The sequence below is a fragment of the Clostridium aminobutyricum genome (assembly GCF_017255415.1).
GTDB lineage: Bacteria > Bacillota > Clostridia > Peptostreptococcales > Anaerovoracaceae > Aminipila > Aminipila aminobutyrica.
Genome location: NZ_JAFJZZ010000001.1, coordinates 119,682 through 145,583, shown reverse-complemented (window position 1 = coordinate 145,583; position 25,902 = coordinate 119,682). Strand labels below are relative to the sequence as shown.

Below are 25,902 nucleotides of genomic sequence, written 5' to 3'. Positions count from 1 at the left end.
CATCCACAACATAACGTACCATTTTATGTATATAGAAATCGCTAAACAGCAATTCCAGTATATTCAATTTCTATCACCATACTACCTCGCTATATACCTGTCAAGTCATCACGGGTATTTCCATGTTCATTTTCCTGTGTTTTTTATGTATTTCAATGCGACTTCAACCTGTTATCTTTTTGAGAAAACTGCGTCGATGAATGTCACAGACTCCTGTTTTATGTATGCCGTCATAATGTGCTTTTGTACCGTATCCCTTATTCCTTTCAAACGCATAATCCGGATATTCTTTTGCGTATTCCACCATCATGCGATCTCTTGTCACCTTGGCTAAAATAGATGCGGCTGCGATGGAAATGCTGGATGCATCTCCTTTTATGATGCCCGTCTGAGGAATTTCTACATCTTTTAAGGTCAATGCATCAATCAGGACATGATCTATGCCTTGCCCATGATTTGCCAAGAGCTCCCTATGAACTTTTTCAATGGCTTGCTTCATGGCTTTTTTGGTAGCTTCTAAAATATTAATTTCATCAATCGTTGTATGATCCGCCATCCCTATCGCATAGACAATAGCTTTCTCTTTAATTTTTATATATAATTCTTCTCTTTTTTTCTCTGAAAGTTTTTTCGAATCATCCACACCAAGTACGTCAAAATGCTCAGGTAAGACAACGCAAGCCGTCACAACAGGGCCTGCCAAGGGCCCTCTGCCTACTTCATCTACTCCTGCCACAAATTTTACGCCTTGTAAATATAATGCTTCTTCATATTGTTTCATCTCTATCAGCTTCTGTACCAGCAAAGCTTCTCTCTCTTGTTTTTTCATCCTATTAGTCCTTATTCGCAACGTTCTAACGTGATAGTTCCAATGAGCCCGGAACGGAATTCATCCAGTACCGTTCTTGCTGTTCTTTCATAGTCAATTCGCTTGCCCGGGAGAATAAAACCTCGCTTCAATGCGATCGTTTCCATTGTATCAAGACCTTCTTCTCCTAATTCCTCCAGCTTGTATCGTTCTTTTAAAAGCTGCGGATATCTTTCCTGCAACACTTTAATCAGCTCTAGCGCGAGCGTTGCCAAATCCATGGTTTCGTCGCGTATTGATCCGCAAAAGGCTAGATTTAACCCTACACTAGGATCTTCAAACTTTGGCCAAAGGATACCCGGCGTATCCAAAAGCTGCATACCGTTTTCTAAAGTTAACCATTGTTTCCCACGAGTTACGCCCGGCCGATCTCCCGTTTTAGCACTTTTTTTACCAATCATTCGATTAATAAGAGACGATTTCCCTACATTCGGTACCCCTACAATCATCATCCGAAGATTTCTTTTTCTTCCTAACGTTTCGTTTCTCTTCTCTTGAATCTTCCCCAACAAACTGAGCAGGTTGGACAATCCAGCTCCCGTCATACAATTCATCGGTACGACATAATGTCCTTCTGATTTATAAAGCGCCGCCCATTTATCGTTTTCTCTTCCGTCTGCTAAATCCATCTTATTTAAAAGAATCACTCTGGGTTTACCCCCAATGATATCATTAATAATCGGATTTCTGCTGGAAATCGGGATTCTGGCATCAATCACCTCAATAACAAGGTCAATCATTTTCAAATTTTCTTGAATCATTTCCCTCGTTTTTTTCATATGGCCTGGATACCAGTTAATATTTTCAATCATTTTTCTATTTACCCCGCTATATTTCTCAAATAAATTTCTATCTACTTATTTTAACACAAATTAGGTTTCAATATAAAAAAAATAAGGGACCATTGGTCCCCTTTTTTTCTTATTAGTCATGCTTGCTCTTAATTCTAGCAGCCTTACCTGTTCTTTCACGCATGTAGTTAAGCTTCGCTCTTCTAACATCTCCTCTTTTAACTACCTCAACCTTATCGATCTTTGGTGAATTAATAGGGAAAGTCTTTTCTACACCTACGCCGGAAGCGATTCTTCTAACTGTAAAAGTTTCGCTTAAACCTCCGTTTTGTTTCTTAAGCACAAAGCCTTCGAAAATCTGAACTCTTTCTCTTGTACCTTCCTTAATCTTGATGTGTACCTTTACTGTATCACCAACATTGAACTGAGGAATGTCATCTCTCTTGTACTCCTGTGCAATTACCTGCATAATATCCATTGTTATTTCCTCCTTCCTTCCCAAGACGTTCATGGCTGTTTCATATATAAATGCTTTATATGTTTCAATGCCCAGAGGACCGCCCGTAATAACCTTATCTATTTTAGCACACACATGTCCCGATTGCAAACACTTTTTCCCATCTACGCTCGAGGATGTGCTCTGTCATATACATCTTTTATTCTGTTTTTCGTCACGGACAAATATATTTGAGTCGCTGTGATGTCCTCATGCCCCAATAATTCTTGTAAAGATTTTAAATCTGCTCCATTTTGTATCATATGTACGGCAAACGAATTCCTCAGAGTCTGCGGTGTAATTTTACTTTCAAATCCAGCAGTCGCCGCATATTCTTTCAGTATCTTCCAAAGACCTTGTCTGGTCAACTTTTCTCCAAAGTAATTCAAGAACAATGCTTCCTCTTCTTCTTTCGATTTCTTAAGCAGCTTGTCACGAGTTTCATAAATATAAGCTTCTACTGCTGCTCTTGCAGGTCTTCCCATTGGGATAATCCGAGCTTTTCCATGTTCTCCGGTGCAAGTAACGAATCCCATTCTTAAGTTGATATCTGAAACTTTTGTTTCAATAATTTCACTTACACGAATCCCCGTTGCATACATAATCTCTAAAATAGCCCGGTCTCTTTTGCCTTTTATCGAATCATCCGGCAACGACAAAAGTTTGTCCACTTCTTCAATCGTTAAAAATTCCAGTTCTTTTCGTTCAATCTTTGGAGACTTAATATTGGCCACCGGATTAACGGTTACGTATTCCTTCTCCATCATAAAATTATAAAATGCACGCAGCGATGCTACTTTGCGATTCACTGTTGCTGAAGACTTCCCATCATTTTTAAGTTTTAGTACAAAAGAAACGATTTCTGTATTTGAGCTTTCCTTTAAACCGCCGCCTTGTTTTTCTTCTAAAAAGCGGCTGTACTCCAATACATCACGATAATACGCATGCAATGAATTCTCAGACATCTTTCGTTCTTTCAGCAAATAAGTCTTAAATTGTTCTATATAGTCATTCATTGATTTCTCCACTTAAAAATTTTCTTCCTCTTTCACTCTAACATTCACTAGTATAACGTACGTCGAGTAGGTTTACAATAATAAATCCCGTGAAAACTAGTACTATTTTTCTATTCCAGACATATCCTTTATTATAACATACAAGCAAAGCTTCCGTATGTTTCAATGAACGCTTTCCTTGCGGCGACGCCGTTTTCCATCTTAGCGTTCATTATAATTTATAAAGGATTAATTGAGGATAACTATATGGGAAAATATAACTTAAAGGAAATATCTTCTTTACTTACTTTCAGTCGGCAGGGTTTTTTACTGCTGTTTTTCTTTCTGCTTTTCGGTATCTCCACAGGAGTGTCTTTTGAATTGCTGATGAGCCCGCAGACCAAATTAGAAATGCAAAATTACATAGAACTGAATCTATTTACTTCTTCCATGGATGCACACAGCACGGCAGCCTCCTTTGCAGCACTATTCCATTCCATAGGGATAAATCTTTTTTTAGTATTTATACTGTTTATCTCTGCTTTTACCCCTCTGGTTTTACCTGTCGCTCTATCTATTATCTTTTTCAAAGGTATCCCGCTTGGATACACCAGCATTCTGATATTGGATGCGCTGGGTTTGACAGGGGTAAAAGTTATTTTAGTTTCGATGCTGCCACAAAACCTTCTGTTCTTACCGGCTCTTTTCCTAGCTGCCATCTGTGCAATTAATAAAGCATCCCAACGCAAATATTCAAAAAGGCGGGTCGTAGGAAAAAGTTTTGCAGAAGCAAACTGGCCTTATCTTCATATTTATATATTTCTATGGATAGTGGTCTTAGCTAGCTGCATCGTACAGTTCATTATTTCGCCAATCGTGTCCGCGCTTGCATAACTCCGATCATGGTTTTAGCATCTTCCAGTTCACCGTTGATGGCCATTTGATACAATTCATCCAGATCACACTCGAAGGTATCAATTGCCTCATGATCATCAAATTCGGTTTCTCCTTTGGTAAGCCCCGTGCACAGATAAATGTAGATCATTTCCATGGAATAGCCGACAGTCGGATAAAATTTGCATAGAAATTCAATATGTTCCGCTTGATATCCGGTTTCTTCTTTCAGTTCTCTTACCGCAGTAGCAGAAGGGTCTTCACCCTTCTCTATTTTTCCTGCCGGCAATTCCATAATCACCTTCTCAATAGGTTTTCTAAACTGCTTAATCATCACCACTTTTCGGTCATCCTTTATTGCCAAAACGGCCACCCCGCCGTTGTGTTCGATGATTTCTCTGTAAGAAACGCCTCCGTTGACTACTTCAACCTTATCCTTACGTAAATTCAAAATCTTCCCGTTATATATCATCTCACTGGAGATTGTTTTTTCTTCAAATGTCATACCGATTCCCCTTCTTCATTATTTAGAAGATCTAATTCTTAGTCATCATTTTTGATTTTTCTACTGCCGCCTGAAACCCTTCTGCAATATTTTTTTCAAATCCGTTTTGCTGAAGAATGGTAACAGCTTCAATAGTAGCTCCTCCCGGTGAGCATACGTTAATTCGAAGCTGAACCGGGTCCACACCCGTTTCTAATACCATTTTAGCGGCACCAAGAACAGACTGAGCAGCAAAAATAATTGCCTGCTCTTTTGCCATACCGTTTTTCACAGCAGCTTCTGCCAATGCATCGATATACATATAGGTATACGCCGGGCTGCTTCCACTAACACCTATCACACAATGAATTAAGCTTTCAGGAACTTCCTCAGCCTTCCCGATTGCTTTAAAGATATGAAACACAGGTGCAAATTCTTCATCGCTGACATTGGCATTTCTGCACACAGCCACCATTGCTTCGTTGACCATGGCTGGCGTATTAGGCATGATTCTCACAATCTTTGCCTCTGCCCCAAGATACTTTTCGATGAAGCTCATCTCGATGCCTGCTGCCATCGAAACCAACACCTTATCCGTGCTGTATTTTTCTGCGATTAGCGGCAGCACTGTTTCAAAATTATTTGGTTTTACACCTAATAAGATGACATCACAAAGCGCCACTAATTCGGCTATATCTTTAGCTGGCGTGATTCCAAGCTCAGCTTTCAGCTGTTCTGCTTTTTCCTGATTTTGTTCCGATACAAAAACATCTTCCCTATTGATATTGGTAGTTGTTAAGTACCCTCTTAAAATTGCTCCACCCATATTACCGGCACCTATAAAACCTATCTTCATTTGTTTACTCCTTATCTAAAATATTTTTTATATTTCGTATATAACGATTTAATATCTACAATAAGAGCTGCCTCACCGGAGACAGCTCAACCTATCAAGTCTATTCATTTTTGCCAAAAAATACTGTTCCAGTTTCCTGCTCTTCTGCAGCGTCCCTGATAATGTTTAACTTTTTACCGTTCAGGAGTACAAGGGGAATGCCATACTCATTGACTTTTCTTGCTGCTTCAATCTTAGTGGTGATACCACCCGTACCAAAACTGCTCTTCCCTCTTACATCAATCTTCTCCAGCAATGTATCGATATCATGTACTTCTTCGATCAGTTTGGCATCTTTGTAAGTCTTAGGGTCTTTATCAAATACACCGTCTATATCGCTCAGTATAATTAATGCATCCGCATTCCACAGGCTTGCGGTCAACGCACTCAGCGTATCGTTATCGCCGATCTTGATTTCATCTACACTTACACTATCGTTTTCATTGATGATCGGCACTACGCCTTCATCAATCAGTGTAAATAAAGCATTTCGGATGTTCCGATTTCTTGTATTCTCTTCAAAGTCCTCTTTGGTAAGTAATATCTGTCCTACATGTAAATCATAATCCGCAAAAAATTGTTTGTAGGCCATCATCAGTTCGACTTGACCGATTGCGCAAAGCGCCTGTTTGTAATTAATATCGCCGCGGCGGTTCCATTTATTAATAGCCCCTACCCCGCAGATTCCTGCACCCGAGGATACGATGACAACCTGTTTACCTTGCTGCATCAAGCCATTGACCTGTTCTACGATATTGTGCATCACCATTTTGTTGACAGTGCCATGCTCATCAGACAGTACATTACTGCCCAATTTTATTACAATTTTTCGACTCGTATTGATTACTTCACTTATAACACTCATCTATCATTATCATCCTTCTTTATGTTTAATCCTATAGCCAAAGATTATACACCTTTTTTTGCTATATTTAAAGCATAAATGCATAAAAGAGTTGGAAAAACCTTTTGATTTCTATCAATATTCTCAAAAAGTCTAAGTTGCAACAGCTTGGACGATATAATCTTGCAATTTAAATACAGCATCTGTTAAAGTTCAAGTCGGTAAACCTGCAAGCGTTAAAGAATTTGACGAATTTAAATACAGCATCTGTTAAAGTTCAAGGTCACTTATGGATTTGTGGCGGGAACCGTAAAGGGATTTAAATACAGCATCTGCTAAAGTTCAAGAAGAGAAATAATAGTCTGTGGTATCAATGCCATAGATTTAAATACAGCATCTGTTAAAGTTCAAGTATCCAAGGCAATAAAGCCGCGTTACGACCTTCGTATTTAAATACAGCATCTGTTAAAGTTCAAGCCGGTTCGTCGTCGAATACAAGCAGTCCTTGACCGCATTTAAATACAGCATCTGTTAAAGTTCAAGTTCTGAAAGCGGGTATTCATCAGGCGGAGAAGCTAATTTAAATACAGCATCTGTTAAAGTTCAAGCTTTGCCGTCAAATATTTCAACGTAGTTAAAAGGCATTTAAATACAGCATCTGTTAAAGTTCAAGATATGATTGCGAACATGTCCTAGCCACCTTGATCGAATTTAAATACAGCATCTGTTAAAGTTCAAGAATCCAACCTATACCCGATTAAAACAATTAAAAGTGATTTAAATACAGCATCTGTTAAAGTTCAAGTCATATACAGCCTGTTGCATATCAGAGGCACCAATATTTAAATACAGCATCTGTTAAAGTTCAAGTAAAAATAAATTAGTCCTCTTCTTCAGATAATAATTATTTAAATACAGCATCTGTTAAAGTTCAAGATATTAAAGGTCCTTATGCAGAAATGGAAACAGCAATTTAAATACAGCATCTGTTAAAGTTCAAGTTGCGTTGCTTGATGTCAGTCCCCCACTCCCACCGCATTTAAATACAGCATCTGTTAAAGTTCAAGTCCCTGCTCGCTGTCGATTCGGTCGCTTAAACTTATTTAAATACAGCATCTGTTAAAGTTCAAGTCGGTATACTTCTTCGGCAGATATAGGATTGTTTTTATTTAAATACAGCATCTGTTAAAGTTCAAGTAGTCCAAATCGACGAGAGGCTAAGATTGATTAAGTGATTTAAATACAGCATCTGTTAAAGTTCAAGGGGAGGAAAAGAATCCTTACTACTTACTAATGTGCAATTTAAATACAGCATCTGTTAAAGTTCAAGCTTTAAAGAAAAGCTTCCTCTCACCCCTAAGTCATAATTTAAATACAGCATCTGTTAAAGTTCAAGAAGTGCAGATCGAGCAGATGCGGAAGAATGGGAAACATTTAAATACAGCATCTGTTAAAGTTCAAGGAAGAAGAAGGGCAACAAAGAAGGGCGTTAGGCTCATAATTTAAATACAGCATCTGTTAAAGTTCAAGTCTAATGATACGTTCTAATCTAAATATCTCCTATACATTTAAATACAGCATCTGTTAAAGTTCAAGTAATAAGCTTGGCAGAAAAGTAACTTATCGGACTGCATTTAAATACAGCATCTGTTAAAGTTCAAGTTAATTCACGATAACGGCCATATACAGCTGGGCCAATTTAAATACAGCATCTGTTAAAGTTCAAGTAACTCCGGCCACGTTCAACAGTCTGGTTTCAATCATTTAAATACAGCATCTGTTAAAGTTCAAGCTATGGCTCAAGATGTCGCAGGCATCGCGGGTGATACATTTAAATACAGCATCTGTTAAAGTTCAAGTTAATAACGCAAGCGCTGCATTTGTCAGAATGGAATTTAAATACAGCATCTGTTAAAGTTCAAGCACTGGGAAATGGCGCTATCTGAATTACATTTTACCTGGCAATCCTTATAAATCAAGGGGAAGCCAAAATTTTACCAAGTAAAGTCTTAAAATTGAATTCCAATAAGAAAATCTCTCCTGCACCTTACATGAAGTGGTTCTCAGCATCATTTTGTTTATGTTCGCTTGGTAAAATCTTTATAATATTAGCTCTTCTCCTGTTTCATTTCTTTTGTTTCCCAGTACATCTTCTCCATAGACATTATCATTTTTCAATTTGATGATGCACACAAAATCCGCTTCTTCATCAATGACCTTTTTTAAATCATTCTTTAATAATAATAGCTTAGAAGGGGTAATATCACCGCGAAATACTGATTTTTGAAAGTGGGAAAGGTATTTTTTGCATACCTTAAATACTTTAGCAACTCTTTTTTCATTTACATCGTAAAAAAGAAAAGCATAGTTGTAATTGTAATGTTCTTTCTTCTTCATCAGCATCTCTCCTTCAAACTAAAAGGTTTAAATCCCTGTTCTTCCAAAATACACTTAATCAATTTATAGCAGTCAAGCTTAATGGCAGTCCGATAAGTTACTTTTCTGCCAAGCTTATTATGAAGGAATGGAGTTTCTAACCTTTCTTCAAATGCTTTAATGAAAATATCTCTTCCCTCTTCATTTAGTAAACAATAATTGTACTTTTTCTCAAAATGCTTATCCACCTGTAATTTTTTATTATTGACTAAATCGAAGATAGTTTTAAAAACTATAACCGGTTTAAACGCCTCACTAATATCTAAACTAAGGGAAAATCTTCTTTCTGCTAATTCATGCAGAAAACTGATTCTTTGATCTAAATGGGTATTATAAATTGCAGATACAGTTTTCCCATATAATAAGGTGTTGCCAAATGATATAAGAGCATTCATCGGGTTATCCGGGGGACGTTTTACCCGGCGATTAAAGACAAAGTCTTCTGGTAAGATATGTGTAAATTCACTATAAAACCGTTGCCATATCTCTCCTTCTACTTGAAGAATTTGCTTAATTGTCTCTGCACGTTCCAGATTTTCTTTACATTCCTTCCTTAGCCAGTCAATCGTTCCTTTGGTTTCTTTTTTATCATGCTTATAATAATGATACAAAACCTCATAAATATTGTCTGCAATGCCCTGGACAAAGGCTTTCGCAATCTCCAGTCTTTTATCACGATAGGCCTCTACCTGTTTCACTAATAGTTTTCCGCTGCAATAATGCTCTTTTGGGTAAAAAGTACCGCTATAGCCTTCATAATAATTATAGAAATGAATAATAATATTATTTTGCGCTATAAAATCCAATAATTTAGTATTCAAGCTAACCTCAGACATACAATAAATTTCACGGGTATTCTCTACCGGAATATATACATTTTTACCATTCTTGCGAAAGCACAGGGAATTATCTTTTCTACTTAGTTCTCCCATAGACGTTATATATCGAGTGCTCCCCATTATGAATCCTCCTCATCTTCTTAGATAAAACAATATTCGTAATAAGCGCATTTTTTACACTTTGGCATTTTGCTTACTACGGGTACTGTGGCTTGCTGCAAAAGTACCTCTATTTCTCTCACGACTTGATCCAGTTCCGCTATTTTTTCATCATCAAGCTCCACATAAATTATATTTTTGCTTTTGTTTTTCTCGATAAACTCCAGCTTTCCCTTCCTATCAATCCCTTTATCCTTTAATATTTTTAAATACAGTAATAGCTGCCAAGTGGCAGCATTCACGTCTGCATCGGACTTTTTAATTTCTGTCAAATACTCCGCTGATAACTTATCAATCTTTATATTCTCAATACTGATTTCAGTTTCCTTATTCTGTTCCTGTTTGAGTTCATGAATGGCTTTTCCTATTTTGACATCTTCACTGTTATCTTCTAAATTGACACGATTTCCATGAAGCCAGCATTGCCTTTTACAGTGAAAATAATAATTTATGAGAGTTCCGTTTACTTTCATTTCTGCCTCCTTTAGGTAAATAGGTCGTTATCAAAATTCTTCCGAACGAATCGGCCGTCTTCAAAATATTGATCCACATCAGAAAGATAATACAAATCTCCAATATGCTTCTCATAAGGGAAATCATTTTTACGGGTTTTATAGATAAAATAATTCAACTGGATAGAGGCTTCTTGAAGTTTAATCCTTTTCTCCGCATAATCCATTTTCGTATCTTCCAATAAACCGACGTAGTTATTCCAGACTTCTTCCCCGTGTAACATTTCCGAATCGCTTATCCATAAATCTCTGCTTAAAAAAATACTATACTGGTACTGCTCATCGATTAAATTCATTCTTTCTGCAATACTCTTAAAATTCAATGGATTTACATCATTGTTCATGAATTCGTTGAATCCGTCCGCACTATTCACCCGTTTTAACAAATACGCCAAGATTCTCTCATAATAAACATCAAAATCTTTATTAACGAATAATGTTCGAATTTTTTCATCAACAAGCGTATGGGCTGGCTCTTTCCGAACGTCTCCTCGATATAACGCTTCGGCAGAATCCAAATTAAAGAAATACACGATTCCTATTTTTTCTGCATCAGAGAAATGCCGGTTTACTCTTCCTAGGAATTGTTCTTCTGAATCCAATAAGGAAATGTCTTTATATCCAAAATCCGCATCCAAATCAATCCCAGCTTCAACGACTTGGGTAGCTACCAATAGAATATTTTTTCGTTCCTTAAACGCCTTTACAATCTGTTTTCTTTCATAGGCAGAGCTTTCTCCTGTCAAAAGCATAATGTCCTTATTCTTTATCTCCATATTACAAAATCGCGCATAGGCCTCATCCGCACTGCTTCGATAGATAAATTCCATGAGTAAGTTGATATTGTCCTTTTCTGAACATTTAGCAGCATGCTTTATGACATGATACATGACATCGTTGGTTATATCTAATAAACTAAAGTCTGCCTTTACCCTGTTCTTGAAAATCGGATGTTGAAAAAATTTATTTTTATCCTCAATTAAGTTTACGGCATCTATTTCAGTGCCTACCAATTTACTGAGGTTCGGCAGTGTCGCAGACATAATAATGACCTTAATGTTCAATAACTGTGCATATTGATTCAAGAAAGTGATGATTTCTTTCCAAATGCTGTTCTTATAGCTCTGTATCTCATCAAAAATAATCACACTATTGACAATTTGAGATAAAGGAAACAAGTCTTCTTTGCCTGTCCCGAATAAAAACCGAAACATACTGACATGGGTTGTTAAAATAAAGGGATAGTGCAAGAACTGCCTGTCCAACAAGGATTTTGTATAGTCAATGTTCTCTGTATTGATTACATCGCTATCTTCCTGACTATTCTTTACTTTAGGCATGGTCTTGATGGGCACCAAGGAGTTAATAACGGCAATGTTCTTCATCTGATCACTATTTCCAAATATTTTGCTTAGACTCTCCATATTTTGCTCGATCAGCGTATTAAAAGGATACACATAAAATATCTTATTGATGGCGGGGGCTTGCTCTACCAGCTTGAAAGCTAAGTTAAAGCTGACCATACTTTTCCCCGCACCAGTAGGGGCTTCTAAATAAAAAATAGTACATGCTAAGTTTCTCAGCAGCATTTTCTCTGCATCCAAAAATAATTCATTTCTAAAGATGTTCATATCTTTTACAGCATCATAGGATTTTCCTGTTTGATAATAAACCTTCGTTTCATACGAGCGTATATTTTGATAAATTGGAGAAGCCTTAAATATTTTATAAAATGCTTCAATATCCTGTATCTCACCAAAATCATCTACTTCTTTTTGATTTTTAAATTCTGTGGTTGCATAATAATCACATGCTAAAAGCAAGGAAATCACAAATCGTTCATAAATATACAAGGCGATGGAAACTTCATCCTTTTCCTCACACAAAAATTTTTTGCCCTTATCTGCTAATTCCACTATTTTGATCATTCTTTTATTGGGTCCAACTCCTAGGATCTTTTCCGGATAGTTTCTTTGAAACAGTTCCGTCTGCTCTGTATATAGAAGTGTTCCCTCTCCGTCTGACTCTGTTAATTTCCGCGTAAAAAGTTCAAAACAATCCAAATTCCCATGATGTTTCGATATCATATAAGCATTCAACAGTAAAAATAAGAACAGTAGATTTCTTTCATCTGCATCATTGATATTCCCTATTCTCCTAAAAAACTCATTGATATAAATAAGCGCAGAGAGCATAGAATGATTGCTATTATTACAATCGTCATCATAGATCTCACTATAGAATTTATTTTTCATTTTGATTCTTTGAAAATTAAAATTAATCTTTCCTATATCGTGGAAATATATCGTATGGTACAACATGTCTCTATAAAGTTGTCTGCTTTCTTCCCCTACCTTTTCAAGCAACCTGTTCTCCAAGTTTATAAAAACATTTTCCAGCTGTTTTCTATCTATGATCTTATGTAAATAACCAATACAGCGATTGCTATGCTCTTCTAGTGTTTCTGGCGGCTTTCCATCCATCACATGGGCATGTACTTTGTCTGCATCACTCAGTAAGCTGTTTAAGTCTACTCTTTTTGTATTTATAAAGTAATTCACGCTTTGCACCATCCATTTCAATAATGACAATGTCCTATCTGCACTTTATCTCATATTCTTTCAGGCCAAACACTGGATAGATAAAATCGATAGGACATTTTAAGTATTTACTTTAATAAAATTGTAAGCACTTCCCTTGACAGCAGCCTACTATGGTTTTTTTTGCTGTCTCGGATTGGTTGAACATAACCTTGCTATTGGTATAGGCAAAGGGAGCCGTTATATATTGATTGGTCGCTTCTTCTAACTCGACGGGGAGGCGTTCTTCATATTTAAAGGTTATTTCTATATCTTCGTCCATATCAAATAATTTATCATCATCTTCCAAACAAATTTTAAAACAGTCTTTCAGATATAAGCTATCCATACAAAAGCTTTGATCGAGCGAGATAAGCTCCATCTCCACGATTTCCGCATGGCTGATTTTAGCCGGATGATCATTTTTCCCTAGATAAGGAATATACGTTGCCCTAGAATTAATAATGCGCTTTGCAATTTCCTCTTCAACTTCTCCTTGCAAGATCAGGTAAATATCCCAGCAAGGGTTTTCCAGCCATTGCTCCTTGACAATCAGGTTCCCGTCTGCATTGGCGTACCCCACCGTATTGTTAAAAATTTGAACTTTCTTGTTAAAATAACCCTTTTGCCTATCGTTCCTACGGGGAACAGCTGGTTGATACGCCTCATTTACAGCTTCCTTCGGCACAATGCTGATTTTAATCTCTCTAAGCTTTTCATAAAACTCCGGGTAAACCGCATTTCCATTTCGAACTTGCTGATTGTATCCCCCATACCCCATGATGGCTCCGAATATCCCCAGCAAAGCTATTTTATGGATATGTCCATAAGTAAAATAGAAATAACTATTCACATCCGGTTTTTTAAAAAAAGCTGTTTTCCCACTTAAGGTAAACTTTAATACATTCATTCCTGCTCCTATCCTCCTGTAAAAGGACATCGTTGTACTTCCATTGACGGATGTTATCGTATTTCTTTTTTCGTAAAGATGTTATAAGCTTTGGCATTATTTATTTCATGCACTACCTTTAACGTGTATGGATTATAGTAGATTTCAACCTTTTTAATGCCGGTTTTCAAATCGTTCAATAGTTCATCCATTCCCAATTGAATTTCATCTATGAAGTCTTTCTTGTTAAACACGATGTATTGGGATAAATCTGGTAAGTACAAATCTGCTTCTGTCTCTACAAAAATGGCAAATTCATTTTCACAACCGATCTTCGCATTGGTACTAAAGGAGGTAGCCGCTACTAATGAAATCTCTTTAAAGTTTTGATAATCCTCATCTGTATAACCGTCTGTAACGCCTAATTCTATAAACTCACTATAGGCACTAGGATTAATGGAAAAAGGATAAAAATAATGCGCTTCATCACTAACTATCTTTGTGCCAAGGGTTGTTGCCTTTGCATCTTCTTTTTCTTCATTTTTGTTATTTTCTTTGACCGAATCATCCCGGAACGGAGATAATATGGGTTGCTCCAAAGTGCTGGAAGCCCCGTATTTGTTCATTCCCTGCCCGATCTGAACGGCTCCGGTGATGGAGATGTTGTTCCCTTTCTCCGCAAAGGTAGCTCCAAAGTTTTTCACATCAATTGCAGAAAAGAGATTTTTTAATACTTGGGTTTTATCCTTGATCTGACTATCATCTCTTTCAAATAAATAATCATATCGTTCCGTTAATGATCTAGGCAGAAGTTCCATTTCGCCTTTTTTATTCTCTTGTCTCTTGAAAGACTTGAGGTACAAAACATTCTTTCCCATCTGATTCCACATCACTTTAATAGGGTATTTCAGAGCTTTGTCGCTCCCAAAGATACTTCCATCCGATGTAGTTTTAGGATATCCTGTAAAGTCTGCATTCCAATTACTCATTCTGGACGCGATTCCAATTACACCATAAACACGTTTATCCATCCTATCTTTCCTCCGTTATTCTTTCTCTTTATCCAAATCCATTTCAATTTCATCGCTATTTGAGTCTTTTTTTGTCTCATAAATCAAACTGCTGTGTAAATATCCTGCCAGCAAAGCATCTTCATTAACCTGAGATTTTGTGTTTGAATACAGGCATACCATCGCATATAGATTATTAAACCTACGGCTGAACTTAATGTCATAGTTATATTTATGATAAAGTTTCTTCAATTCATTTTTTATCTTTTCATCTGTTTTCGCCGTTAAGATCGATTTAGAAAGAAAATGATTTCTCACTTTTGCCCTACTAAGTGTCAGAAAATAATTGGCTAGTTGACCTACAGCGAAATAGTATTCTTCGTCACTTTCTATTCGCCCTGTCTCTTTCTGATTTATTTTTTCCCTAAGCTTCTCCACATCCAAGATACTGTTATCCATCCGTTCTCTCCTTTCAAAATAATTTCTTAATGAAATATACAGATTAAATTGTTCGCACGCCCGTCCTCCGCCTTTCCAGATTTCTCCTCTGTAAATAGAGCCTTTAATCAGATCCAAGCTGCATGTTTTCAATACATCCCAAACTGTATCATCCATTCCTTTATGAAACCAATTAAATAGGCTTGTCCGAGCTAACAACAAATTCTTTTTAACCCCTTCATCATAGATAGTGATTTTTTGAGGCTCTCTAAAATAGTTGAAAATTAAAGACTTTTTAAAAAATATATCATCAATGACTTTCTCCAATTCCGTTAAAGTACTTACCGTTCTGTATGCCAAGTTGGATTGTTTGATTTTCAATACATTTTTGATGAGTACTGGCCGTATTTCATTGCTGAAACTGGTAATTACATCAAAATCATGAATCTCCGGCTCCATTCCCTTTTGAAGCCTTAGAAAATATCCCGAAAACGTGCCCTTTGGAATCTCTTGGTTGTCTAGCGCTAAAATTCCCTCTTCGCCAAAATACAGATTCACAAGACCTTTAGTCGCCATATTATTTAAGTAATCAAAGAACTTCTTTTGGAGTAACACGTCTTCTTGGCTCAATAGAATGGGCGAAGTATTTTTCCGGCTTTTCTGTTCTGTATAGGGCTTGCTATCATTGAGTGCTAAATTATCATTGGGAACACCAAACAGTTTTCCATTGACTAGCCTATTATATTTATCCTTAAGATAAATGTTTGTCTGAATATATTTCTCGCTTTCGGCCTGATACTCCTTAATATCATATAAGAAAAACAGCTTAACATGGGTTTTATCATTCTCTACGTCAAGGTGAGACAAGTGTTCTTTTACCCAAGCCTCAATTCTATTGATTCGATCTATATCTGCCTTTCCATACTTTTCTTCCATTAACTTATAAATCTTTCTTAACTGCGGTTTTTTATATTTCTTTTTATAAGGTTCTTTAAAGACCTCATAATAATCCGCTAATATTTCTTCCGTTATCTTCCCATTGAAAAAAGTTTCTTTTTTTATGAAAAGCGTAAGATAATTATTGCTATAAATATTTTTGTTTCTAATAGATTTATTTGAACTCAAATAGCGGCTCATATAATCCGCATGTTGTAGAAAATCAAAGTATTTATTGGTCTTTTCAATATTTTTCGTCTTTTTATCGTATCGAATTTTCACTCGGTCTGCCACTTCAAAGCCCTGTTCGGTTTCCCGTATCACAAAATAGTCTCCATCAACAGGTATATGGTCTTTAATAACGAAATGATCCTTATTCTCTGGCGTACTGCCTTTGAGATACTCTTTCTCAAAGATTTGTATGACATCTTTCAGCACTCTATCACCTCCTTCTATAAGTACTTATATCCACAGAAGCCGAATCCGCGTGATCCGCCCTCTCCGACCCCCGTACCGAGCGCAAAACAGGTTAGACTCTGTGCCATTTCATTCTCACTAACATAAAGGGTAAGCTTATCCCCTAATAAAGTAATATTGTTTTTAAACGGTATGGAGATAGGCTTTCTGTTATCAAACTCTACGCGGGTAAACAATTCGAAATTTTCATTGATCTTTTCCCCATAGAACTGATTAAAATTTTTAATCAGATTTTCCCGAATACGGCGTTCATAGTCTTCTATCGTCATATGTCCCCGCCAGTAACCGAAATCATTCTTTATGACGCATGGTGTCAACGTATATATTTTTTCAATATGTTTCTGGGGAATTAACCTTTTAGTTACGGTAAGTACTTTTATTTCGTCGGTATAGGCCGTGAATAGATACTTTTCAAAATAATCTGCTAAGGTAGAATCTACTGTACGGATTCTAAGGGTATAAATTTTTCCTTGATGGTAGATTACCTCTCGTTCCACAGGATACAAGCCATCAAAAACATAACCTTTATGCTTGTTTTCCTTATGAAAACGAAGGTACTCCTCATCTTGTCCTAATGTTCCATCAATAAGAGCTGCGATCTTCCCCATCATCTCGTTAATGGTTATATCTTTTAATAAATATACTTTTACATTTAATTCATAAGTCATTTTTTCATATCCATCCCTTTCTGAATGCACAAAATATCATGAAAGTATTCCTTTCAGCCTTATCGCTTTCTTTTTGGTCATATCATATGTTTTATATGCAAAATATATCATATTACTACATAATATGTAAATTAATATTCGAATCCAAATTAAAAGAAAAAGGCCGCAGCTTTTCTGATTGTATAATCAGAAAAGCTGCGGCCTCGTTTATGTATCTTTATTATCTCGGTTCAATAATCAATTTTATAGCGGTCCGCTCTTCACCATCAATCTGAATATCCGTAAATGCCGGAACACAAATCAAGTCTACCCCCCCTGGTGCTACAAAACCTCTGGCAATTGCAACCGCCTTAATAGCCTGATTTAAAGCTCCTGCCCCTATTGCTTGAATTTCTGCGTCTCCTTTCTCTCTCAATACTCCTGCCAGTGCTCCTGCTACTGAATTCGGATTTGACTTTGCTGATACCTTTAAAACTTCCATTATTGGTTCCTCCCTAATAATTTGTTCTAACCCCTCTTGTTCGGGCTAAGCTATATATTATACTTTTATTATATAGGGTCAAAAAAACAATTTATATATAAACCGCACGTCAAAATATTTTTTTTTACAGTTTTTTGTGACGAGCTCTTGCATATTACGACATTTTTAGTTATAATAAGCACGTGGTTATCCCCCTGATAACCTCATTAATCTCTAATCCCAATACCCCTTTTGAACAAAATAGACTGCACCCCTGCGGTCTATTTTGTTTTTTGTATTATTTTTTATAAAATATCCATTGTTTTTTGGTATAATAAACGCATCAATTAGAAATGCGGCGTTGCATTTTTGCCTCAAGCTTGCTTGGCTAGGCAAAACGGACAGCAGGGAGCAAAGCGAGTCGGAGCCGACGGTGTTGCCTCAAAGAAGCGTTTATTGAAACATGCGGCGACGTAGCCTGCATGTTATAATAAAAGGATAAAATATAGCTTAATTTTAGTAAAGTAAAGTGGTGATTCATACGTATATTATAGAACAAGAATATATTGATACAAGCTACCTCATGTATCAATCCAGAATTTTAGATTTTTATTTCGGAAAGAAAAAGATCGGTGTACTGGATATTGAAACGACGGGTTTAAACCCTCAGTACAGTCATTTTATCCTTGGCGGTCTTTTGATCTTTCAAGAAGATGGCGTCCGTGTCAAACAGTATTTTGCAGAAAACCTTCAAGAAGAAAAGCAAACTTTAACAGCTTTTCTCGATGAGGCAAAAAAAATGGACATACTGATTACCTATAATGGAAAGCATTTTGATATAAAATATTTAAAAACCAGAATGGCAGAGCTTGGCCTGTCAGATGAAAATCTTTTTCCTTACAATTTCGATTTATATCTGATGATTAACGGGCATTCCTCCTTACGCAAGCTGCTTCCGAATTTAAAGCAAAAAACGGTAGAGAATTTCATGGGACTTTGGTCTTCCAGAAAAGATGAAATCTCCGGTGCGGAAAGCGTAGAACTATATAAACGCTATTTGTCTACAAAAGATAGTGATTTGCGAGATCTGATTCTCTTACATAATCGAGATGACATTTTACAGTTATCTCAATTACTTCCGGTACTAAAAAAGGTCGATATCCATAAAGGCTTTTTCTCTCTAGGATTTCCGGTAGAAAGCTTATCCATCTCTAAAATCACAATGGAAGCGAAAGAGTTGAAAATTTGGGGTCATCAGCGATATCCGATTTCTTACTCTTCGTATGGATTGGATGACAGCCCTTGTTTCCTTGATTTCGACCGATATTCAAAGGACTTTTACATCGGTCTTCCCATCATCAGGCGTTCCGTTTTAGGAATTGTGGATACCAAGTCTTTTGAAAAAGATTTTTCTTCTTTAAGTAAATATGAAACCTTTGAGAACGGCTTCCTCGTTTTACAACAGGGCGACCACATTCATTACATAGAAATCAATCATTTTGTCAAACTATTGTTAGAAAGAGTATTGGAGGTCATAAATCGATGAGGACGAATTCGAGATTAAATGCAGTCTATGAAAAAGCAGTAGAAATGCCTTTTGACGATGCCTCAAAATATGTTTTTTTCAGTGATACGCACAGAGGCGATGATAGTCTGTCCGACGAATTCGGACGAAACAAGCATATTTTTTACCATGCTTTAAACTACTATTACCAAAACGATTTTACATACGTGGAGGTAGGCGATGGGGATGAGCTTTGGGAACATAACAATTATGAGCACATCAGAAACGCACACTATATGGTTTTTGAACTTTTAAAAGAGTTCTTTGACAACGGAAGGTTACTCATGTTATTCGGCAATCATAATGACCGTTTAAAATCTCCGGCCTGGGTAGAGAAAAACATGTATCGTGTCTACGATGACTATTTAGGAGAGGAGGTCGACCTCTTTCCCGGTTTAAAGGTGTACGAATCCATTCTTTTTAAGCATAAAAAAACGGGGCAGAAAATATTTGTTGTACACGGTCATCAAGGAGACCTCCTCAACGATCAATTGTCTCATGTCTCCTATTTTATGATTCATTTTTTCTGGCGCTTTATGCATCTGGCCGGGGTAAAGTATGCCGCGAGTCCTGCAAAAAGCCGGAGGAAACGTCATAAGGTAGAAAAAAACTATACCAAATGGAATCAGGAGCATGATACAATACTGATATGCGGACATACGCACCGTCCTAAATTCCCCGACCCCGGGGAGTCCACCTACTTTAACACCGGATGCTGCATGCATCCGAGAGGTATTATCGGTATCGAATTGGTCTATGGTAAATTGGTTTTAGTGACTTGGCGGGTTCATACAAAAAAGGATGGAACCATGTATATTAAGCGTACGGCCCTAAAAGGTCCTGTTCCTATTAAGGATTATGTTCAGAATGGAGTAGTTACACATGATTAATTATAATGAAATAGCACAACAGGTTAAGAAGGATAGTTTTCGTATGGCAACCTTACAGGAATCTGTCCGGAACAATACACTGCAAGCCATTGCAAATGCTCTCACAGAGAAGAAGGAAGAGATTTTTGAGGCTAATGAAGCCGATTTGGCAGATGCAAAGGCAAATCAGCTTGCTGCTCCTATTATTAACCGGCTAAAATTTGATGAGCACAAATTAAGCGATATACTAAGCGGAATAGACAGTCTCATCAGTCTGCCTGATCCCCTGTTTCATACACTTTTAGAAAGAGAATTGGATGAAGGACTTACTCTTATAAAAACAACCTGCCCTATCGGCGTAATCGGCGTTATCTTTGAGTCCAGACCGGATGCATTGATTCAGATTTCCACGTTATGCATCAAAAGCGGAAACTGTTCCATCCTAAAAGGAGGCAGCGAAGCCGCCCGAACCAATAAAGCTCTATTTACCATTATAAAGGATGCCGGGATTTCCTGCGGATTACCGGAAGGATTTATCACGCTGGTAGAGAACAGAGCTGGTATTGATGAGTTGATTAAATGCCATGAATCCATCGATCTGCTGATTCCAAGAGGTTCCAATGAGTTTGTTCAATATATCATGGCGAATTCAAAGATTCCCGTTATGGGGCATGCGGACGGCATCTGTCATGTGTATGTAGATCAATCGGCAGAACTCTCAAAAGCCATTCCAATTATTTTAGATGCGAAAACACAGTATGTGGCGGCTTGCAATACCCTTGAAACCTTACTGGTTCATGCTGATGTTGCTGCTTCTTTGCTTCCTTCTTTAAAAGATGCACTTGCCTCTAAAAATGTTCTGGTGAAAGGTTGTGATCAGACACAACAGCTGATTTCTTGTGAACCTGCCACAGAACAAGACTTTAAGACGGAGTATTTGGATTACATATTATCCATTAAGGTCGTTCATACTATTCAAGATGCGATTGAACACATTAATAAATACGGATCGCATCATACCGATTCCATCATTACAGAGGATGATTCGGCAGCGGCTGAATTTATGAATTTTGTTGATTCTGCCAGCGTATATCAAAACTGTTCGACACGGTTTGCGGATGGCTTCCGATATGGCTTTGGCGCAGAGGTCGGCATCAGTACCGGTAAACTTCACGCCCGCGGTCCGGTAGGGCTTGACGGTCTGGTTACTTATAAATATAAGTTGTTTGGAAACGGTCACATTGTTGCTGATTATGCAGAAGGTAAAAAAAGCTTTCACTTCAAAGAAAAGTAAGATACAATGAACCTAATAAATACAGTTTTAAGTTTTCAAAAGGAGGATTTGGTTATGAAATCAATTGCAAGAGCAAATCTTATACTATCCATTATTAATGTATGCTTAGGGACCGCTATGATTGTCCTATCTGCAATCACCACGATTAAGTTTTCAAAGAAAAAAGCAGATCGGATCACTATGTAACATAATCCCACACGCAAAGAATACAAAAACAAACTATCTTACGCTGTAAATCGTTACAGAGTAAAAGTAGTTTGTTTTTTTATTTGTGAATTTAACCTTCTTCTTTTTTTGGTATGATAAACAGAACCCAAAGATAGGGAACTTATTTTTTATATCTGTTGAACTAGTTAACATATACTATGATAAAATAGCAATTTAAAAAGAAGATAACCATTTTTTAAGAATTCATTGTAACTAAATTTAAGATTAAATGCCTATTATGAATTATAAATTACTTTTTCTCTCGCTTTAGAGTCCTTAAGCTCCCACTCCATGATATAACGGTTATGTCCCTCACCGTATTCATTCGGGCTATATTCGACAGGCTTAAACCCTATATGGCGATATAAATGTATGGCCGACTGATTTTCTACATCAACAGTCAGGCTTATTTTTTTAAAATCTTGTTCCTGCAAATTCTCTGCTATAATTTTAAGAAATTGACGGCCAAAACCATGGCCCTGCATTTCTTTTTCTATCGCAAAATCAAAAAGATACGCTTTTTCAGTATTTTCCCAATCTCTCATAAGAATTGCCAGACCGACAATATCCGTTTTATCATCTTCTTTTAATATATAAACACTTCCATGTCTAATTTGAGGAACCAATCCCCATTCATTCATGCCAAGCTCTCCAAATATATTAAGTCCAAAATTCACCATATTCTCTAACAGCAATAAATCAAAATCCTGAACTAAATATACTTTAAAATTGCTCAAGTTCAAATCCAAATCTTTAATCAATTTTCGTGGCAAACGATTGATTTCTTCTAACATATTATTATTCATAAAATACCCCTTCTATTTTTTTCTAATACTCCCCTCCTGCTAAAGCCAAAATAACACGAAAAGCTACGGATTGAACCCGTAGCTTTTATTATGCACACAAAAAACACGTATTATATATACTCTTTTCTTATGCTTACGAGATTAGCTGACGGATTCGGGCAGAAAAGATACCCTACACATTTAATCTGTGATTCACCCCATAAATTTGGTTCTCCCGTTCAATTACTTGACTCAGCAACACATATGTCTATTTTATTTTTTATTATTCTAACATTTTATACATTAAAAGTCAAATTTAAATGTATCCTTCGATCTTAAGTTACCTGTATTTCTACAGCAAAATAGAGGCATTACGATATTTTTAATAAAATACATTGATTAGGAAAACGCCGTATAAAACCCCTCCAAACATCAGGATATACGGATTCAAATTTTTCGTCAACTTGATCCATCCAAGGGTTATAATCGCTGAGGTTAATGCCAATATGGCAGAAATCAACGTGATTCCGGTCAGATTCCAAGGGGTGCATAGGATGCCGAATACAACAGGGAAGCAGCTTTGAAATACCATGGCACCCGTTATATTTCCCAATGCAAGGGTGTCTTTTCTCTTGCCTATCCAGATAACGGAGTTTAACTTTTCCGGCAATTCCGTTGCAATCGGTGTAATGATCATCGACAGAATCAATGGTGTTATGCCAAGACAGACAGCAAGCTCTTCCACATATTTCACAAATAAATGTGCTCCAAAAATAATACCGGACAAAGCAACAGCCAATTGTATTAAGATCGATGCTAAGTTTGTCTTCACTTTAAGAAGCCTGGCCAGATATAATCTTTCGACGGCTTCTATGTGGTCGGTTTCGTCATCAAAGGTATATTTTAGATAGATAATGTAAGATAACATCAGTAAAATTGCGATGCAGGACTTTATAATAAGATGCGTATGTACAAGAGTCGTCAGTGCAGCGATGCCATAGATAATGATGAAAAATTTCAAGTCCCTAGAAATGACATCGAGATCCACTTTCATGTGTATGCTTCTCTTGCCGAGTTTGGAATAGATCAATACAGCCATTCCGGTTACGAAAAAGGCTAATGTTCCCAACATAAAGGGTGCACCGGCGATGGCTCCGATACCGATTTGGTCCGCCCCTTCATTTTTATAGACGACAATAGCAAGAATAGGAATGATGGTTTCAGGCAGTCCCGTGCCGATTGCTGCAAAGACACTCCCGATCACTCCTTGCCCTAGATTTAATCTCTTCCCAAACCATTCAATAGCATTGGTGAAAACAATACAGGAAAACAATATCAATCCCAGACAGACAAATAGCAAAAATGCATTCATGAACATAGTCTTTCCTCCTCTTAATTCAAGCAACTCATTTATGACGACTTTCTTTTGCGAAAATCGAAGGATGCAGACGATCTACCTATAACAAAAAAAAGACTCTTAACATAACTCTCTTCCTAGAGCTATGTTAAAAGTCTCGTTACCTAAATAGGCTCCAAAGCCAGATAATTTTAAACTATCGGTATGTTGACTTTGTAATCTCAACTACTCCCTTTTAACACTACTATATTACTACAAGCTTGTATGTATTGTCAATTCTTCTCTTTTTAAAATTATTTTTTTGTTACGCCATTCTCAAAATTTCAAGGACCGTCTGATTATGGATTGTCTATTCCAAAAGGCTTATAGCGAAAAGGCTCTGTACCTGTCTATAGGTTTATTGATTGACTAATTCTAATATTTTTTGTATAATATATGGACTTGTGTTTTTTACGCGGCAATAATTTTAATACTGAAATTTTATTTTTACTGAAATTTTCAGTACTGTATATAAAGGAGAACAATTTTAATATGATTAATGTAACAAATGTTAGCATGAACTTTAGCGGCACTACATTGTTTAAAGATGTAGATCTGAAGTTTACACCCGGTAACTGTTACGGCATTATCGGTGCCAACGGTGCCGGAAAGTCCACTTTCTTAAAAATTATTTCGGGAGACTTAGATCCTACCACCGGAAGTGTCACAACCGGGAAGGATATGAGAATGTCCGTATTGAAGCAAGATCACTTTGCTTTTGACGAATTCAATGTTCTGGACACCATTATCCAAGGGAATCCTAGACTCTACGAAATCACGATTGAAAAAGAAGCTATTTATGCAAAAGAAGATTTCACCGATGAAGATGGAATCCGAGCGTCCGAATTGGAAGGTGAATTTGCTGAATTGGATGGTTGGGAAGCAGAGTCCGATGCCGGTCGATTAATGCAAGGTCTGGGCCTTTCTTTGGACATCCTCTATAGTCCGATGGGCAGCCTGACTGAAAAAGAAAAGGTAAAGGTATTGCTTGCACAGGCGTTGTTCGGCAAGCCGGAAATCATCTTATTGGACGAACCGACGAACGGTCTTGATATTTTAGCGATTAATTGGTTGGAAGACTTCCTGCTCGACTATACAGGTACGATGTTGGTTGTTTCTCACGATAGACATTTTTTAAATACTGTTTGTACCAATATCGTCGATGTAGACTACGGCAAGATTAAGATGTATGTAGGTAACTACGAATTCTGGTATGAATCTTCTCAGCTGATTCAGCGAATGATTAAAGATCAGAATAAAAAAGCAGAAGATAAGATTAAAGATCTGCAGGCATTTATTCAGCGATTCTCCGCCAACAAATCCAAGTCTAAGCAGGCGACTTCCAGAAGAAAGCTGATTGAAAAGCTAACGGTAGATGAAATGCCGGCTTCCTCCAGAAGATACCCTTATGTTGGATTCCAGATGGACCGTGAAGCAGGTAAAGAGCTTCTTACTATAGAAGGCATTACAAAGACCATTGACGGCGTAAAGGTGCTAGATAATGTTTCCTTTAGATTAAATAAGGGAGATAAAATTGCATTCGTCGGTGAAAACGAAATCGCCAATACAACACTATTCAAAATCTTAATGGAAGAGATGGAGCCGGATTCAGGTACCTTCAAGTGGGGTGTCAGCACTTCTCAATCCTACTTTCCGCGAGAAAACTCTGAATTCTTTGATGACTGTGACCTGGGTATCATCAAGTGGTTAGGTCAATTCACAACAGAAACGACAGAAACATTCCTTCGAGGCTTCTTAGGCAGAATGCTATTCTCCGGAGATGATGTATACAAGCCTGTAAAGGTTCTTTCCGGAGGAGAAAAAGTTCGCTGCATGCTTTCCAGAATGATGTTGTTCGGCTCTAACATTCTTGTGCTAGATCAGCCAACCAACCATTTAGACCTGGAATCCATCACCGCATTAAACAACGGTTTGATTGACTTTAAGGGGAACTTACTGTTTGCTTCTCATGACCACGAATTCATTCAGACTATCGCAAACAGAATCATTGAAATTCAGGAAGATGGCAGCATCGTAGATAAAATATGCACTTACGATGAATTCATCGAACAAGTTCAGAAATAAATGGTATAAAAAATGCCGGAGCCTTTATAAGT

24 protein-coding genes, 1 CRISPR repeat array and 1 riboswitch are annotated in these 25,902 nt (G+C 37.1%); of the genes, 6 read left to right on the top strand and 18 right to left on the bottom strand.

What is annotated here, in order from left to right:
• Positions 1-163: 163 nt before the first annotated feature.
• From JYB65_RS00765 to JYB65_RS00750, 4 genes are all read right to left on the bottom strand, one after another.
• Positions 164-829 carry a ribonuclease HII gene (locus JYB65_RS00765; RefSeq protein ID WP_206580676.1) on the bottom strand — a complete coding sequence of 222 codons (666 nt, stop codon included), beginning with the start codon at positions 827-829 and terminating at the stop codon, positions 164-166.
• An 11-nt stretch (positions 830-840) separates the two neighbouring features.
• Positions 841-1,680: a ribosome biogenesis GTPase YlqF gene (gene ylqF, locus JYB65_RS00760; RefSeq protein WP_206580675.1), complete on the bottom strand. Its 840-nt coding sequence runs from the start codon at positions 1,678-1,680 to the stop codon at positions 841-843.
• Between the two features lie 112 nt (positions 1,681-1,792).
• Complete coding sequence (gene rplS / locus JYB65_RS00755; protein WP_209010468.1) at positions 1,793-2,137, bottom strand: 50S ribosomal protein L19; 345 nt, start codon at positions 2,135-2,137, stop codon at positions 1,793-1,795.
• Between the two features lie 143 nt (positions 2,138-2,280).
• Complete coding sequence (locus tag JYB65_RS00750; RefSeq protein ID WP_206580674.1) at positions 2,281-3,171, bottom strand: site-specific tyrosine recombinase; 891 nt, start codon at positions 3,169-3,171, stop codon at positions 2,281-2,283.
• Between the two features lie 246 nt (positions 3,172-3,417).
• On the opposite strand from JYB65_RS00750, the gene JYB65_RS00745 reads away from it, so the two are divergent.
• The gene (locus JYB65_RS00745; protein WP_206580673.1) at positions 3,418-4,044 is read left to right on the top strand and encodes a stage II sporulation protein M; all 627 of its coding nucleotides are present in this window, start codon (positions 3,418-3,420) and stop codon (positions 4,042-4,044) included.
• On the opposite strand, the gene JYB65_RS00740 is transcribed toward JYB65_RS00745, so the two are convergent.
• From JYB65_RS00740 to JYB65_RS00685, 12 genes are all read right to left on the bottom strand, one after another.
• Entirely contained in the window at positions 4,013-4,549 is a 537-nt protein-coding gene (locus JYB65_RS00740; protein ID WP_206580672.1) for an NUDIX domain-containing protein, read from the bottom strand. The genes JYB65_RS00745 and JYB65_RS00740 overlap by 32 nt on opposite strands.
• 31 nt (positions 4,550-4,580) lie before the next feature.
• Positions 4,581-5,384, bottom strand: coding sequence for a pyrroline-5-carboxylate reductase (gene proC / locus JYB65_RS00735; RefSeq protein WP_206580671.1), 804 nt, complete (start codon positions 5,382-5,384; stop codon positions 4,581-4,583).
• Positions 5,385-5,484: 100 nt separating this feature from the next.
• Positions 5,485-6,288, bottom strand: coding sequence for a glutamate 5-kinase (gene proB, locus JYB65_RS00730; RefSeq protein ID WP_206580670.1), 804 nt, complete (start codon positions 6,286-6,288; stop codon positions 5,485-5,487).
• Between the two features lie 167 nt (positions 6,289-6,455).
• A CRISPR array of direct repeats spans positions 6,456-8,190; the repeat unit is 30 nt; unit sequence ATTTAAATACAGCATCTGTTAAAGTTCAAG.
• A 177-nt stretch (positions 8,191-8,367) separates the two neighbouring features.
• Positions 8,368-8,664: a CRISPR-associated endonuclease Cas2 gene (gene cas2 / locus JYB65_RS00725; protein ID WP_206580669.1), complete on the bottom strand. Its 297-nt coding sequence runs from the start codon at positions 8,662-8,664 to the stop codon at positions 8,368-8,370.
• Positions 8,664-9,662: a type I-B CRISPR-associated endonuclease Cas1b gene (cas1b, locus tag JYB65_RS00720; protein ID WP_206580668.1), complete on the bottom strand. Its 999-nt coding sequence runs from the start codon at positions 9,660-9,662 to the stop codon at positions 8,664-8,666. The genes cas2 and cas1b overlap by 1 nt, the downstream gene beginning before the upstream one ends.
• A 20-nt stretch (positions 9,663-9,682) precedes the next feature.
• Positions 9,683-10,174, bottom strand: a complete 492-nt coding sequence (locus tag JYB65_RS00715) for a CRISPR-associated protein Cas4 (RefSeq protein ID WP_206580667.1) — start codon at positions 10,172-10,174, stop codon at positions 9,683-9,685.
• Positions 10,175-10,185: 11 nt separating this feature from the next.
• A complete protein-coding gene (gene cas3 / locus JYB65_RS00710) occupies positions 10,186-12,774 on the bottom strand; it encodes a CRISPR-associated helicase Cas3' (protein WP_342366606.1) in 2,589 nt (862 codons plus the stop codon).
• 112 nt (positions 12,775-12,886) lie between these two features.
• Positions 12,887-13,702: a type I-B CRISPR-associated protein Cas5b gene (cas5b, locus tag JYB65_RS00705; protein ID WP_206580666.1), complete on the bottom strand. Its 816-nt coding sequence runs from the start codon at positions 13,700-13,702 to the stop codon at positions 12,887-12,889.
• 53 nt (positions 13,703-13,755) lie between these two features.
• Positions 13,756-14,712, bottom strand: coding sequence for a type I CRISPR-associated protein Cas7 (locus tag JYB65_RS00700; protein WP_206580665.1), 957 nt, complete (start codon positions 14,710-14,712; stop codon positions 13,756-13,758).
• A gap of 15 nt (positions 14,713-14,727) precedes the next feature.
• Positions 14,728-16,503 carry a type I-B CRISPR-associated protein Cas8b/Csh1 gene (locus JYB65_RS00695; RefSeq protein WP_206580664.1) on the bottom strand — a complete coding sequence of 592 codons (1,776 nt, stop codon included), beginning with the start codon at positions 16,501-16,503 and terminating at the stop codon, positions 14,728-14,730.
• A gap of 14 nt (positions 16,504-16,517) precedes the next feature.
• Complete coding sequence (gene cas6 / locus JYB65_RS00690; protein ID WP_206580663.1) at positions 16,518-17,210, bottom strand: CRISPR-associated endoribonuclease Cas6; 693 nt, start codon at positions 17,208-17,210, stop codon at positions 16,518-16,520.
• A 220-nt stretch (positions 17,211-17,430) separates the two neighbouring features.
• The gene (locus JYB65_RS00685) at positions 17,431-17,691 is read right to left on the bottom strand and encodes a stage V sporulation protein S (protein ID WP_206580662.1); all 261 of its coding nucleotides are present in this window, start codon (positions 17,689-17,691) and stop codon (positions 17,431-17,433) included.
• 511 nt (positions 17,692-18,202) lie between these two features.
• On the opposite strand from JYB65_RS00685, the gene JYB65_RS00680 reads away from it, so the two are divergent.
• The 4 genes from JYB65_RS00680 to JYB65_RS15050 are packed head-to-tail and all read left to right on the top strand — an operon-like array spanning position 18,203 to position 21,583.
• Positions 18,203-19,216, top strand: coding sequence for a ribonuclease H-like domain-containing protein (locus JYB65_RS00680; RefSeq protein ID WP_206580661.1), 1,014 nt, complete (start codon positions 18,203-18,205; stop codon positions 19,214-19,216).
• Positions 19,213-20,124 carry a metallophosphoesterase family protein gene (locus JYB65_RS00675; protein ID WP_206580660.1) on the top strand — a complete coding sequence of 304 codons (912 nt, stop codon included), beginning with the start codon at positions 19,213-19,215 and terminating at the stop codon, positions 20,122-20,124. The genes JYB65_RS00680 and JYB65_RS00675 overlap by 4 nt, the downstream gene beginning before the upstream one ends.
• Entirely contained in the window at positions 20,120-21,397 is a 1,278-nt protein-coding gene (locus JYB65_RS00670) for a glutamate-5-semialdehyde dehydrogenase (protein WP_206581735.1), read from the top strand. Before JYB65_RS00675 ends, JYB65_RS00670 begins: the two co-directional genes overlap by 5 nt.
• 54 nt (positions 21,398-21,451) lie before the next feature.
• Complete coding sequence (locus JYB65_RS15050) at positions 21,452-21,583, top strand: hypothetical protein (protein ID WP_280634472.1); 132 nt, start codon at positions 21,452-21,454, stop codon at positions 21,581-21,583.
• A gap of 257 nt (positions 21,584-21,840) precedes the next feature.
• Here JYB65_RS15050 and JYB65_RS00665 read toward each other — a convergent pair whose 3' ends face one another.
• On the bottom strand, positions 21,841-22,410 hold the full coding sequence (locus JYB65_RS00665; RefSeq protein WP_245156550.1) for a GNAT family N-acetyltransferase: 570 nt from the start codon (positions 22,408-22,410) through the stop codon (positions 21,841-21,843).
• A 114-nt stretch (positions 22,411-22,524) separates the two neighbouring features.
• Positions 22,525-22,657, bottom strand: a riboswitch (cyclic di-AMP (ydaO/yuaA leader).
• 114 nt (positions 22,658-22,771) lie between these two features.
• Complete coding sequence (locus tag JYB65_RS00660; RefSeq protein ID WP_245156549.1) at positions 22,772-23,767, bottom strand: sodium:calcium antiporter; 996 nt, start codon at positions 23,765-23,767, stop codon at positions 22,772-22,774.
• A gap of 510 nt (positions 23,768-24,277) precedes the next feature.
• Here JYB65_RS00660 and JYB65_RS00655 point away from each other — a divergent pair.
• Positions 24,278-25,870 (top strand): ABC-F family ATP-binding cassette domain-containing protein, encoded by a 1,593-nt coding sequence (locus tag JYB65_RS00655; protein WP_206580659.1) that lies wholly within the window; start codon positions 24,278-24,280, stop codon positions 25,868-25,870.
• Positions 25,871-25,902: the final 32 nt, after the last annotated feature.